A 13,183-nucleotide genomic window follows, 5' to 3' on the forward strand; every position below is an offset into this window, starting at 1 on the left:
TTAGTGGGGGGGTGAAGCCTAAGCATGTTCAATCGTGTAGAGCCCAACATTGATTGCACCTTCCTCAAACCCACCTTCGCAATAGCAAAGGTAGTATTCCCAAAGACGTCGGAATTTATCGTCAAAGCCAAGCTTCGCGATTTCAGGCCAGTTGGCGATAAAGCGCTGACGCCATTCGGCAAGCGTAAGCGCGTATGAATGGCCGAAATGCTCGGTCTCCTTTAAAACCAAACCGGCCTTCGTAAGGTCGCGCTCAAGCACTTTATCTGACGGCAGAAAGCCCCCCGGAAAGATGAATTTCTGGATGAAATCGGCCTTGCGGCGATAATTTTCGTAGCGCGCTTCTTCTATTGAAATGACCTGCAGGACTGCTCTGCCGCCGGGCTTGAGACAGCGTTTCAGGGTTGTGAAATATTCCGGCCAATAGGCTTCGCCAACGGCCTCAAACATTTCGATTGATACAATGCGGTCAAACTGGCCCTGAACATCGCGGTAATCTTGCAAGCGAAGGTCAACGGCATCGCTGAGCCCTCCGTTTTCAACTGCGGCTTTTGCCCAAGCGAGCTGCGATGGCGACAGGGTTATTCCCGTCACATTGGCATTGTGACAGTTTGCGAGATAGCCCGCCAGGGCACCCCAGCCACAACCGATTTCAAGAATTCTTTCGCCGCCCTCAAGCGCCAGTTTTTCAGCAATACACTGCAACTTCTGCTTCTGCGCACTTTCAAGGCTATGGGTCGTCTCATTCCAGATCGCAGATGAATAAAGCATCGAAGGGTCGAGCCATCGGGCATAGAAATCATTGCCGAGATCGTAGTGGGCTTCGATGTTGCGCCGGCTGCCGCGGCGCGTGTTTGCATTGAGCAGGTGGCTGATACGGTTCAGCACCCGCATCCAGCCAGATCCGCGTAATGTGGATGTCAGCGTAACGCGATTGCGCGCCGCAAAGCGGATGACCGATGTGAGATGGGGTGATGTCCATTCGCCTTCGATATAGGATTGCGCAAAGCCAATATCCCCGCCCGTCAGCAGGCGACGCAGGCTGTTCCATTTGACAATTGCAATTTTGGCTTCCGGTCCGGGCAATAGACCATTAACAGCAATGACCTCACCGCCGGGCAGTGAAAGCACCAATCGCCCATGCTGGACCTGCTTCAGCAGCCGTTTCAACACGATAGTCGAAGGGCTGAAAGCTGGTCGTTCAGTCCGGCTTGATGCCGATAGTTGATGATACTCGTCGAGCTGGCTCATGCGGCCTTGTTCCTCTGCTGGGCGGTCTCGTTACGAACAGATGTGATGGAAATCTCTGGCCCTGCAGGTCTTCTGCGTAAACCGATGCCCTTCAACCATATTTTCAGCGCCTCCCAGTGAATGCCGCCAATCACTTTCAAGGTGAGAAACGGAATTGTAAGAAAGGCGCGTAGCAAGGCGGCGTCGCTCAATTCAACCCGGCGCGCCAGATGGCGGGCAGTCAAAAGCAGGCCTTCATCGTCAAAACTGTTGATGCGGATGGAAAGCCAGTCTGCGGGAGGCGTGACTTCAAACTCATATCGCAGCTTCATGTCCATGAAGGGCGAGACGTAAAATGCCTTGTCGCAGCTTTGTACGATGCGTCCGTTAACGCAGTTATGGACCGGGATCATATAGCCGTGGCGCTGGCGGAAAGTGTTATCAACTTCCCAAAGGATTGCCACAAGCTCACCGCCACAATTATAGCAGAAGAAAACACTGAGCGGGTTAAATGCCCAGCCCGCAATACGCGGCATAGTGAGCAGGCGGATCGCACCGCCATCAGGCAGTATTCCGGCTGCCTCCATGGCACGTTCCACCTGCTCACGCAGCGGCAGAGCCGATCCATCGCCTCTGTCTTTCCTGTAGAAAGAAAACAGATTGAAACGGTCAAGTGAAAACAGCTTCAATTTGCGATCGAGGGCTTCCAGTTCATCAAGGTCGAGCAGGAGCGAGTAGATTTTATAGGCCAGTTTGTGAACCTTCGGTCGTAAACGCGCATGGGTCACATGACCGGGAAACAGTGCCGACTGGAAGCTCTCGGTCATGCCAGTGCCCTTTCCCGGAGAGGCAAACTCTGGCGAACGATGCGCCCACTTTCCTGCTCGACCAGCCATGGGCGGCGCATACCGCCCAGATCTTCTGCCACGGCGAGACCGGCCTGAAGGCCGTCCTCATGAAAGCCGGAGCCGAAATGCGCGCCGCAAAACCATGTCCGGCGCTGCCCTTGCAAGGACCAGATTTCTTTCTGCGCACGATCCGTTGCCATGTCGAAAATCGGATGTTCATAGATCTCGCGACGGATCACCAGTTCCTCGCGCGGTGCACGACAAGGATTGAGCGTAACAAAAGTCTCAGGCGCGTTGCCCAGCGGTTGCAGGCGGTTCATCCAGTAAGTAATGGATGGTTGCGTCGGGCCAGTGGCTGCGTTGGTAAGGTAATTCCAACTGGACCACGCCGCGCGACGTTTGGGCATCAGTGAAATATCGTTGTGCAGCACCGCTTCATTTCGTGAGTATTGAAACGCGCCAAGAATGCGGCTTTCATCCCCGCTCGGATCGGCCAACATCCGCAAAGCCTGATCGGCATGCGTGGCAATCACAACATCGTCGAACACATGGGAAACGCTGTTTCCGTCGATCAACTCGACAGAATGCTCGGCACGTCGCACGGATTTGATCGGTGTTGAGAGCCTGATCCGGTCCGCGTAGGGCTTGGTGATCCGCCTTAGATATTCTCGGCTGCCGCCGGTTACCGTACGCCAGATTGGTCTGTCACGAAGAGCAAGAAGACCGTGATTACAGCAGAAGCGGACGAAGCTGGCAGCCGGATATTGCCCCACTTCCATGGCAGGGGTGGACCAGATCGCTGCCGCCATCGGATAAAGATGATCTTCACGAAAAGCCCGGCCATAACCATTGCGTGCAAGATAATCATCAAGCGAAATACCGCCCATGATACTCAGGTCTTTGGGTGCATTGCGATAAAATCGCAAGAGATCGCGGATCATCGACCAGAAGCGCGGGCTGACCAGATTGGAGCGCTGGGCAAAGAGGCCGAGGCCGGTACCGCCGGAATATTCGTAAGCGCCATTTCCGACTGAAACGGCAAACGACATGTTCGACGCGGCGGTTGGAACTTCAAGCGCGCGAAACAGGGCGGTCAGATTGGGATAGGTCACTTCATTATAGACAATGAAACCGGTATCGACGGCCACAGGACCGTGACTGCTCTCAAATTCTACAGTGTTGCTATGGCCGCCGATGCGGTCCGATGCTTCAAATAAAGTCACGTCGTGGCGTTGCGAAAGCAGCCATGCAGCAGACAATCCGGAAATCCCGCTACCGATAATCGCGATGCTGAGATGCTTAGGGCTGCCCGGACTGTTCGTGATATCCATAGTCCCTCTCTTCACCGCGGGTTGAGCTGCGTGTGTGCCGCATTTTCATCGTTTTACGTTTTGAGAAGAAGTTTGGTTCAGTCGGCGACCAAACTTTTTTAATTTTTTGCGCCGCTTAAGAAACCAACCAGTCAAAAAGAACGTATTGCATAAGGAAAAGCAAACTCCCCATTAAAGGTCCGCCATGCAACCCGGTCTGCTTTTAATTGTTGCCATCAGCCTGTCTGCCATCATGGCATTTGCCTGGGCGCTTGAACGAAAGACCGGCAAAAACGGCTGGATCGATGCCATCTGGTCGTTTTCGGTTGGGGCGGGCTCAATCATAGCCGTCATGCTTGCAGATGCGACCTGGCAACGGCGTTCAGTGATACTGATCCTCATTCTGGCGTGGTCTCTTCGCCTTGGCTTTCACATCGCCAAGCGCAGCATGGGCCATGGTGAAGACCCCCGTTATGCAAGGCTGATAAAAGAATGGGGCGAAAACGCATCCGTTCGCCTCTTCTGGTTTTTGCAGATACAGGCTCTCGCAGCCTTCATACTCGTTCTGGTAGTCTACATCGCAGCTGTAAGTCGCCCCGGTTTTCCATATTTCTGGGATATGGTCGGGATCGCAATCGTCGCCATAGCACTGACGGGGGAAGCGCTATCTGACGCGCAGCTTTCGCAGTTTCGCAAAACCTCGGAAGCCAAAACTGAAATTTGTGAAACCGGCGTTTGGGCCTATTCCAGACATCCAAACTACTTCTTTGAATGGCTGTTCTGGTGTGCGTGGCCGCTGATGGCAATCACCGCATCGTCATGGAGCTGGCTGTCGCTGCTTGCTCCGATCCAGATGTACTGGTTGCTGGTGCATGTCTCCGGCATTCCCCCGCTTGAAGAGCACATGCTGAAATCGCGCGGTGAAAAATTCCGCGCCCTGCAACATCGCGTCAATGCATTTTTTCTCGGGCCGCGAAAAGGCAAGGGAAGATCAAGGCGCTCGACATGAATATAGTGGCATCTGCGCGTCCGAAAATACGTTCTCCAACACATAAACCAAGGATCATTGAATGACCGCGAAAGCGCTTGTCTGGTTGCGCAACGATCTGCGCCGTGCTGACAATCCTGCCCTTCATGCCGCGTCGAAGCTGGGGGGGCACGGTCACGGCCCTTTTCGTACATGAAACCAATCCAAAATTGCGTGCACCCGGCGGCGTTGTCCGTTGGTGATTGGAGCAGAGCCTAAACTTGCTCGAGAAAAGCCTCAACCAACGAAATGTCGAATTGATTGTTGCCGATGGCGAAGCGCTCTATATCATCGAGCAGTTAATCGAGGAAACGGTTTTGATACCGTTGCCGGAACCGCCGTTATGCTCCTCAGGAACGTGAAGTCGATGTGTGCTCATCAAATTCATCTTAAAGGATAAAGGATTCCACATGGAGTCCTTCGCGGGCAATCTGCCGGCGGAGCCCTGGGAGATTAAAACCGGCAACGGCGGTTCTTATCAAGTTTTACTCCATATGCCAAATCGCTGCGCAGGCACGTCGTGAGCAAACCACTACCCTCACAAGACCAGTTGGTCGAGACATCGACCGTCAAACACAAGCCCAAGAGGGAAATTTACAATGAGGCAATCTGGGCTGGGAAGATGAGCGGTCTTTGGCGAATAGGCGAATCTGTTGCAAATGTTTCGTCAATGGGAATTGATATAGGGTTTCCAGCTTCTAAAAAGCTGGATTGTTCGATGTTCAAAGGCCGCCATTTCGATAAGTCCGTCATCCTTTTGTGTATTCGATGGTACCTGACTTACAATCTGAGCCTTCGCAATCTGAAAGAAATGATGGCCGGGCGCAGCATCGCGGTGGACCATTCCACGGTGCACCGCTGGGTTCTGCATTTCAGCCCCATGCTGCTTGAGTGTTTCCATCGAAGGAAGCGTCCAGTCACACGCAAATGGAATCTGGATGAGACCTATGTGAAGGTCAAAGGTGAGGGGCTTTATCCGTACCGAGCCATCGACAGCAACGGCGATACAGTCGGGTTTATGTTCAGCAGAAATCGCGACCTGAAAGCTGGCAAACGCTTTATCCGCAAGGGGCTGGCCCAACATGGCAGGCCAGAGAAGATCACAATTGACGGCAGCCAGACCAATCGGATGGCCATCATGCAATGTGATGCAGAGAACCGGTTGCGACATGGTGGCAAGCTCATCACCATCTGCTCGAGCAAATACATGAACAACACCATCGAGCAGGATCATCGCCGTGTCAAACGACGGATACGATCCATGCTCGGCTTCAAGGCTGAAGCCGCTGCCAGCATCACGCTCGCCGGTGTCATGCTCGTTCATATGATGCGAAAGCTGCAAGGCAATTTCGGATCAACCGCACCGCTTTCACTCAAACAACAATTCACAGCGCTTGCAGCATAGTTGCGTCCAACGGTTCGCCACGCTTTGCCTCACCGAAATTTTTGCAACTGATCCACCAGGAAGATAGAGAAGATCATGGGGCGGTTCAAATCGCCCCGCCAAGCACAGCGCTTCCTGTCAGCCCACGATCAGATAAATACCGTCTTTCGTCCCCGCAGCTACCACCTCCCATCCCACTCCTGGCGACACGCCAGGGCAGATGCCTTCTGCCTTTGGTCCGACTACGCCGCAGAAATGACGGCTTGAAAAGGCAACCGCCGCGCGCCCGTGCAACCAATCACAAACAGCTTGGCAACACCGTTTCCAGTATCTTGTCGTCAATGAGGTGCTCGCCAGTTCAGTGCGTATCGGGTGAATCGAAGCTGACCGCTGCGTATCAACGCGCCCTTGTCGACCAGATCCTGCAAATCGCGGGTGGCGGTAGCGCGTGAGGTCTTTGTTATGGCCAGATAGTTCTCGGCACTGAGGCCACCGATAAAGCCATCCGGTCCCGCTTCGAACAGACGCGCAATGACTTTCTCCTGTCGGGGATTGAACGCTCCCCTGAACCGGTCGTAGAAATGTGCCTTGGCGATGTAAAAGCCGACGCGATCCAGCGTAGTTTGTTGAGCAGTCAGCACGGTTTGGGAAAACCATACCAACCATTCGGTGACGTCGAGGGTCCGCTGATGGGTTTCCAACTGATCGTAATAAGCCTTCCGTTGCTGTTCGATGGTGAAACTGAGCATGATCAGGCTCGGTTGCCCCAGCGATTGGCCGAGCGCTTTCTCGGCCAGTGCGCGACCAAGTCGTCCATTGCCGTCTTCGAACGGGTGAATGCTTTCGAACCACAAATGGCTGAGCCCGGCGCGGGTAAGCGCGGGGAGGGGCGTACTGCCTGTCAGAGCACTTGCGTTGAACCACGATATGAACTGATGCATTTCCTCTGGTACCTGCGCTGATGGCGGCGCCTCGAAATGAATCGTCGGACGGTCCAACTGGCCAGAGACGATCTGCATAGCGTCGGAATGGCTGCGATAAGCACCTATACTTTCCAGATGCCGACTGCCTGTCATCAACATCGTATGCCACCGAAACAGAGTGGCGTCATCAAGCGGCAGGGCATAGGTGCCATAAACGTCGACCGTCATTTCCGCGATCCCGTGTTCACGCGGTTGCACCGAACGCCGGTCCGTGTCCAGGCCGAGTTGTCGCCGCAGTGATGACTGGACGCTCAAGCGGTCCAATGTTTCGCCTTCGATCGCGCTCGTCTTGATCGCTTCGTCGCTCAAGAGTTCGATGCGCAACCGGTCGCGGTCGTCGGGATCGATGTGACGCACAGCGCCGATGACTTCGCCGGAGGAGAGCAGAAATCGCTGTTCCAGTGCCGCGAGTGCAGACGCGTCATAGCGAAAATGCGGCCAATCAGGCTGTGTCCAGTTCCAGGGCATGAGCGATAACATCCATTTCTATCGCTCACTATATCAGATATTAATGAGTAATAGAAGTCGCCCCTGATACTCACCGCCCTGTTTGTGGAGAATATGTTGTGCGTCCGCTTTGCGCTTTTTTCCAGACATTAGCGTAGCATTCTCACGCGTTCCAGAGCCGGTCGTTCCGCTTTTTTGCTGCTAACTAACATGATGGGGTGGGAAGCGGATGAGCGGGTTTAGGGTTCGAGTCTTCGTAAGCGGACCTTTAACTGGTCGGTGGCCGCGGCAGACTTGAAAGCGCATTGCATATAATGACGTTCCAGGGCAGCTGAAAAACCCACTTCGATCTAATTGGGACGCAGCGCCTCAAAACTGATAATCTCGTCGTCCCTATGCGGTGCTCTTCCATGCTGGTAGTTGCCTGACACCACTATATCGACAAAGCCCGTGCGCTGCAGCGCCATCAAGAACTCTTCGACTCCCCACCACCGCAACTTAAACAAATCGAGTTCGGATTTCACAAGATTTCCATCTCGCCAGAGTTCATAGCGCAGATGGGTCAGTGTGGTTTGCGCGATATAGTCGGTTTCAACCCGATGATCTGTGAGTGTTAGCAGATCTCCGTCCTGGGTTTTCCAACTTCGGACCGAACCGGTCGGCCCAAGAAAACCGCCTATGGGATCGAGATCTATGATTAATTTTGCCCCTGGGACCAGGCAATCATAGAAGCGCCTTAGCACGCCGGTCGCCGATGTCAGATCCGTGACCAGCTGAAACGACCCCGCCGGAATGATGACGGCAATAAAGCTTTTGCTATAAGAAAACTCTTCGAAAGTCTGTCGTGTCACGCTTGCGTAAAGGTTTCTCTTCCTGCATTCGTCCTGGCAGTAACCAAGCATCTCGTCAGACGCATCGAACCCCTCTATCGAAAACCCGGACTCAAGCAGCGGCACATAAACACGACCGTTGCCGACAGCAGGTTCGAGGATCGGACCTTCGGACCCAGCGAGCCGTCGCTGATAATATTCCACGTCGCCGAATGAACGCCCGACCGGTTTATCCAGATTATAGACCCAGGAAGCCAGTTTTCCGTAACGATTATTCATTCCAGCCTCGTAGGATCGATTTAGCCGTAGCACTTTCACCATATGCGAAATCAACCGCGATATATTTAAAGGAAACGATCCTCGCAAGTTTTAAGTGACTAGAAGGGGCTGGAAACCCTGTCGGTGAAGCGGCCACTCTGGGTTTAAGCTACGTCCAATTCTTGACACTGCGTAATCTGATCTGCGCGTTTGCGAGGTGGTTCCCTGAAGAAGTTATAGTGGACGCAGACAGTCGAGCACGCACAACTCAACCGCGTCTGTTGTCTGACGCAATGGATAAATTCAATTAGCGACAATTACAGCGTTTTCGAATTCATGTATTCTGTATGTGTTTGTCGTCAATCGCCATTTAATTGTTCTTCTCATAGCTGGGATCGTGACATTGCAGAGATTGATCGTAACGGGCCCAAATGGCGCGGGAAAAAGTTACCTCGCGGCAAAATTGTCGGCAGTTCGTCCCGATGTGCCAATTATCTCCTTTGACAACATTAAGCTCATCAAAAACTGGGAACAACGTTCAAAATCACAAATTGAGGTCAAACTGATTCAGGCATTGCAAAGTGACGCATGGATATTGGAGGGTGGTCCAAGTTTATTGCCTTACGCAATACCATATGCTGACAGTCTTGTCTGGCTAGACCCACCCAGATGGGTGCGAGCGTGCCGTTTGGCCATCAGACCGTTGCTAAACTTCGGACGGGCTCGTCCAGAGCTTCCTGCAGGCAATATAGATTGGCCATGGGAACAATACCGTTTTGCAATCCGTAGCCTGAGACATCAAACCAAGTTTCAAGAAAACATTGCTAGCCAACTTGCTGTTGTCGATAATATACATGTCTGGCGCGTCAGGAAATCAAGCGAAATTTCCGCTGTAATCAATGCATGGCGAATGGCAAATGCTTAAATCACTCTTCGGATATTACCGCCATCCCGCCTGAACGTCTTCTGAATACGTTACTTAAATAGCAATCGCGGGGTACGGTTGCCGTAAGGCAATTTTTTGGAACGATATCTGGACCAATCGTCGACCGCATTTTCCGAGATGTGCCAAGTCACCTAAATAGTTTCACGGATGGCTGCTTCGGAGGTTGGACGAAGTTCGGAGAAGGTCTGCAATCAAGGTCGAAAGTTGTCGGTCTGTAATGTGCCGTCTTATTCCGCTGTTGAGACAAAGTCTCGCGTACGCCTGTAATCAGTCGGTTTGCTAACTGTTCCATGTATGTCCGTGAAGCGTCTTATTCCGGACATTAGCTTAGCATTCTCAAGCTTTCCAAAGCGGTCATTCCGCTTTTTCTTACTGCTAACGACCATTATGGGGTGGAGAGGGGCCTAAGCACTTCAAGCTGACAACCCGCACGAAGCCGGCAGCCTTGAGATCGAGGTCGTCAACGAAGTCCTCGATGAAGCGGACCAAGTTTTCCGGTCCCACATAATCATCGACTGCTCCCGGCAGAAGCAGTAATTGCGAGCGATCTGTTGCAGAAAGATGTGACATAGTAAAGTATAACCATCAGCCGCTATCTTAAGGAATCCACATTGAGTTTTCAGACCGGGGAACCGCATGGGACATTTTAAGCTTGTTTATCAGAGCTATCCGCTCGACCTTCCAGTCGAAGAGCCACGCATCACCTTGCGGGCCTCAAGTGGATCTTGGCCTGGTCAGCAGCTGGATGACTACGTCGTCTTGGATTTAGACGTGAAATCTCCGAAATTCTTCTTCGATCCTGACAATGACCCCGAGGATGACGTCTCCCAGTGGTTGAACCCGGGTCTGGATACACAGTGGCTCAAAATACCATTGAAGCGCTTCGAGAACGATGACTATCGCAGCCTCCAGGAAATCCGGGTCGACTTCCAAGGCGAAGGAACTCGAAACGCTTTGACGAGTGAAGATTGGTGGGAAGCCCCAGGTCTTATCACCACCTACAGCGATGAGTTTTTCGCTCGTGCGGAAATTTCCATCCGTCACGACGGTGGTGGCATGTTTTCGGTTCAGCTTTCAGGCGCCACCCAGTTTGCCACTGCCTTTGACATAGCCTTTAGTGCTCCCCTGACCGTCAAGCTGGTCGGATATCGCAACTCGTCGACCAAAGATGATCTTTTAGGCTGGTTCAACAGCTTTCTCAGAAAAGACGACTTCATTTTCACGCCGCTGCAGCGAGGTGAAGATCTCTATCTCAATGGTGCGGTCAAGTAACAGCCGCGCCAATCGCGCTGAATGCTTCGAGAATGACCGTCACAGCACTGTCCCGCTTGTGGCTTCATTCGGGTGTACCCGGCTTTGTTGATCATCATCGCTTCTCTCCTTCGGGCTGGCGCCCCTGTTGCGGCGGCGCGCCGCCGTGCAGTCCTGGGTAGCGATCAACGGGGATCGCCGGTTCAGGGTCAGAACATCAGCCCCCCTTCACGTAGCCCAGACCCTCGACGATCTTTCCGTCACGGACGCGCATAATATTGACGTCTCGACCCCGGTCCGCTACCCGGTTGCTCCAACGAAGTTGCCAACGGATGATTCCGCGATCGCCCATCGCGGAGATTTCCTCTGCTTTGAAGACGAGGTTGTCGGATGACGCGACGCCCTTCCAGAAAGCAAGGCAGGTCTCACGTCCTTCGTAGCGCGCGCCATCCGGGGCCGGCGCCGTATTTTCGAGAACACAGCCGTCGCCGATGAGGTCATCGAGGTCTTCGGGGTGATGCTGCTCGAATGCGTTGTGGAAGCGTTCCACAATTTCATGAGTAATTTTGCTGTCACTGGTCATCTTCTCACCTCATTGAGCGATGGAGCCGGGTCTATTCCGCGTAGACAGATGAACCACGGCTCGATTCGAACGGATATCGTCGGCTTGGTTCTCTCTCACGTGCTTTGCGACTGGCCGCATGCGACCGTCATTCCGGCAGCGGCGCCGACTCACCAGGCATCTTGGCGTAGGCCAGGGCTTCGATGATCCGCCCGTCACGAACACGTATCAGGGTGACGCCGCGGATCGAGCCGCTGTCGCCGAAATGGAACCGCCAACGGATGTTTGCGCGGTCACCCATGACGATAGTGTCTTCGACCTCGAAGCGGTTGACGCGGTCTGCGGCCATGGCCTGCCAGAACGCCAGGTTGACATCGTAGCCTTCGTAGCGCGTGCCGTTCGGTGCCGGCTGGATTGACTCCATGACGCAATCCGGCGCGACCAGGTCCTCGAAAATCTCGGGATCGTGCTCCTCAAACGCCTGGTTGAATCGGTGGATGACTTCGGCTGTGTCTTTCGCATGCATGGCTTCCTCTTATACAGACAGGTCTGTCTATATGTTGCACTATACAGACCTGTCTGTTAAGGTCAAGCGATGAAGCAGAAAAAATCTGAAACCCAGTCCGAAGCGGGTTCCGCGCGTCGTCGTTTGCTCGAGACCGCGACACGGCTTTTCTACGAAGGAGGCATCCATGCTGTCGGCATCGACCGCATCATTGCGGAAGCCGGCGTAGCCAAAGCGACCTTCTACAATCACTTTCCATCGAAGGACGACCTCGTCGTCGCCTATCTCCAAGAGATCGATAGGGTCGGGCGGGCAGCGGTGGCTGCGCTTCCGAAGCAATCGCCCCGGAAAATGATCTCGGCGATCATGGAGCGCATCAGCGAGACTGTGACTGCGGGCCCTTGGCGGGGATGTCCGTTTCTCAACGCGGCAGCCGAATATCCAGATCCGGCCAGCGCCGTGCGCCAGTCCATCGATGCGCGCCGCGTCTGGTATCACGATAGCCTCCAGAGCCTTCTCGCAAAGGACGGCGATCCGGCTCCTTCCGTCACCGCGTCCCTCCTCGTCGCGCTTTCGGACGGTCTCCTCGAAAGTGCCTATCTGGATGACGCCGAACGTGTCCCCGCCCTTGTCCGCGAGGCGGTAGCCAGACTGCTCGATCGCCGATGAACGCCACTCGCCAACAAAGCCGAACCGGTCTTCGCCAGTTCCTCGATTTCGAGCAACAGCGCGATTGGATGGAAGGCAAAACGATCCTGCGCGACGCCGAGGAGCGCCTGGAATCCCTCGAACTGCGTTTCAAATACGCCGCCCGGTTCGAGAAGCTGCTGCGCATGCCACAGGCTCCAGAGGTTCTGGAGATTCTTAGGCGCTACGGTCGCGACTGCATCCTGATCCCGCGCCGGACCGAGCGGCATTACTGGTCGATTTCCTGTCTGCCGTCGACCCCCGGCAAGGCGCTCGTCCGCATCAATGCGAGCTGGATGGAGTTTTTCTCGCTTTATGCGGATGGCGACGATATCCGTGCGCTTTTCGTGGTGCATCTTTCCGATTTCACCACCGACCATTCACGCGATCACGGCCAGGTGGACGACGCTTTTCTGGAACGTTGTGTCGTGGCCCCTGAAGACGTCAGCTATTTTTTTCCCCGCGGAGAGGACATGTTTGGCGTCAAGGTCCGTGGCTTTCCCTCAATTGGCAAATTTCTCGCGGCGAGCCGGGCGTTGCGGGCCATCCGGGCATTCAATCTGACGCACATGAACCGGGGCCGGAACGCCTATCAGGCGAGCCACTGTTGCAGTCTGGCCGATCACATGCTGGGCGACGAGGGACGCTGAATAACGGATCAGAACATCCGAGCCGGCGACGGCCATGTCCGGCTACGGGTGAAGACTGCTTTCCCGCTCTGCCTATCCGTAATCGAACAGGCCGCTCGCGGCCCCGAAGTCCCCCGGAAGCGCATTGCGAAGGAGTTGGACAAGTCTACAATTTATAGTCGGCGCAGCGGTCTCCACGTATTGGCATTGTAAATATGGATGGCCGCGAACCGCCGTTGAAAACTGCAGTTTAAATGGCCAAGGAATCATTGCTAGCCACGCAGCC

15 protein-coding genes and 1 pseudogene are annotated in these 13,183 nt (G+C 54.2%); 8 read left to right on the forward strand and 8 right to left on the reverse strand.

Annotated elements, in window-relative coordinates; translation table 11 throughout:
• Positions 1-18: 18 nt before the first annotated feature.
• Genes CES86_RS20490 through CES86_RS20500 form a run of 3 tightly spaced genes read right to left on the reverse strand, consistent with a single transcriptional unit; the run spans position 19 to position 3,409 of the window.
• On the reverse strand, positions 19-1,251 hold the full coding sequence (locus CES86_RS20490) for an SAM-dependent methyltransferase (protein WP_029928463.1): 1,233 nt from the start codon (positions 1,249-1,251) through the stop codon (positions 19-21).
• Positions 1,248-2,057 carry a DUF1365 domain-containing protein gene (locus CES86_RS20495; protein WP_029928460.1) on the reverse strand — a complete coding sequence of 270 codons (810 nt, stop codon included), beginning with the start codon at positions 2,055-2,057 and terminating at the stop codon, positions 1,248-1,250. The genes CES86_RS20490 and CES86_RS20495 overlap by 4 nt, the downstream gene beginning before the upstream one ends.
• The gene (locus CES86_RS20500) at positions 2,054-3,409 is read right to left on the reverse strand and encodes an NAD(P)/FAD-dependent oxidoreductase (RefSeq protein ID WP_029928458.1); all 1,356 of its coding nucleotides are present in this window, start codon (positions 3,407-3,409) and stop codon (positions 2,054-2,056) included. The genes CES86_RS20495 and CES86_RS20500 overlap by 4 nt, the downstream gene beginning before the upstream one ends.
• 184 nt (positions 3,410-3,593) lie before the next feature.
• Between CES86_RS20500 and CES86_RS20505 the strand changes: the two genes are divergently transcribed.
• From CES86_RS20505 to CES86_RS20520, 4 genes and pseudogenes are all read left to right on the forward strand, one after another.
• On the forward strand, positions 3,594-4,397 hold the full coding sequence (locus tag CES86_RS20505; protein WP_029928457.1) for a DUF1295 domain-containing protein: 804 nt from the start codon (positions 3,594-3,596) through the stop codon (positions 4,395-4,397).
• Positions 4,398-4,458: 61 nt separating this feature from the next.
• Positions 4,459-4,572: a deoxyribodipyrimidine photo-lyase gene (locus tag CES86_RS27950; RefSeq protein ID WP_235819964.1), complete on the forward strand. Its 114-nt coding sequence runs from the start codon at positions 4,459-4,461 to the stop codon at positions 4,570-4,572.
• A gap of 561 nt (positions 4,573-5,133) precedes the next feature.
• Positions 5,134-5,820 carry an IS6 family transposase gene (locus tag CES86_RS20515; protein WP_094515271.1) on the forward strand — a complete coding sequence of 229 codons (687 nt, stop codon included), beginning with the start codon at positions 5,134-5,136 and terminating at the stop codon, positions 5,818-5,820.
• Positions 5,821-5,874: 54 nt separating this feature from the next.
• Positions 5,875-6,066, forward strand: a pseudogene (locus tag CES86_RS20520) (IS6 family transposase); the annotation flags it as partial.
• 71 nt (positions 6,067-6,137) lie between these two features.
• Here the strand turns inward: CES86_RS20520 and CES86_RS20525 are convergent.
• Positions 6,138-7,250 carry a Fic family protein gene (locus CES86_RS20525; protein ID WP_029928456.1) on the reverse strand — a complete coding sequence of 371 codons (1,113 nt, stop codon included), beginning with the start codon at positions 7,248-7,250 and terminating at the stop codon, positions 6,138-6,140.
• Between the two features lie 329 nt (positions 7,251-7,579).
• Positions 7,580-8,338 (reverse strand): methyltransferase domain-containing protein, encoded by a 759-nt coding sequence (locus CES86_RS20530; protein ID WP_029928454.1) that lies wholly within the window; start codon positions 8,336-8,338, stop codon positions 7,580-7,582.
• 376 nt (positions 8,339-8,714) lie between these two features.
• Between CES86_RS20530 and CES86_RS20535 the strand changes: the two genes are divergently transcribed.
• On the forward strand, positions 8,715-9,242 hold the full coding sequence (locus CES86_RS20535) for a P-loop NTPase family protein (protein ID WP_235819972.1): 528 nt from the start codon (positions 8,715-8,717) through the stop codon (positions 9,240-9,242).
• Between the two features lie 396 nt (positions 9,243-9,638).
• Here CES86_RS20535 and CES86_RS20540 read toward each other — a convergent pair whose 3' ends face one another.
• Entirely contained in the window at positions 9,639-9,833 is a 195-nt protein-coding gene (locus tag CES86_RS20540; protein WP_081861797.1) for a hypothetical protein, read from the reverse strand.
• 66 nt (positions 9,834-9,899) lie between these two features.
• Between CES86_RS20540 and CES86_RS20545 the strand changes: the two genes are divergently transcribed.
• Entirely contained in the window at positions 9,900-10,535 is a 636-nt protein-coding gene (locus CES86_RS20545) for a hypothetical protein (RefSeq protein ID WP_167387132.1), read from the forward strand.
• Positions 10,536-10,731: 196 nt separating this feature from the next.
• Here CES86_RS20545 and CES86_RS20550 read toward each other — a convergent pair whose 3' ends face one another.
• Positions 10,732-11,097 (reverse strand): nuclear transport factor 2 family protein, encoded by a 366-nt coding sequence (locus CES86_RS20550; protein WP_094515228.1) that lies wholly within the window; start codon positions 11,095-11,097, stop codon positions 10,732-10,734.
• A 127-nt stretch (positions 11,098-11,224) separates the two neighbouring features.
• Positions 11,225-11,602, reverse strand: a complete 378-nt coding sequence (locus CES86_RS20555) for a nuclear transport factor 2 family protein (RefSeq protein WP_010660320.1) — start codon at positions 11,600-11,602, stop codon at positions 11,225-11,227.
• Positions 11,603-11,671: 69 nt separating this feature from the next.
• On the opposite strand from CES86_RS20555, the gene CES86_RS20560 reads away from it, so the two are divergent.
• Positions 11,672-12,250: a TetR/AcrR family transcriptional regulator gene (locus tag CES86_RS20560; RefSeq protein ID WP_029928448.1), complete on the forward strand. Its 579-nt coding sequence runs from the start codon at positions 11,672-11,674 to the stop codon at positions 12,248-12,250.
• Positions 12,247-12,918 carry a hypothetical protein gene (locus CES86_RS20565; protein ID WP_094515229.1) on the forward strand — a complete coding sequence of 224 codons (672 nt, stop codon included), beginning with the start codon at positions 12,247-12,249 and terminating at the stop codon, positions 12,916-12,918. The genes CES86_RS20560 and CES86_RS20565 overlap by 4 nt, the downstream gene beginning before the upstream one ends.
• The last annotated feature ends 265 nt before the right edge of the window (positions 12,919-13,183 follow it).

The organism is Brucella lupini (assembly GCF_002252535.1).
Lineage (GTDB): Bacteria > Pseudomonadota > Alphaproteobacteria > Rhizobiales > Rhizobiaceae > Brucella > Brucella anthropi.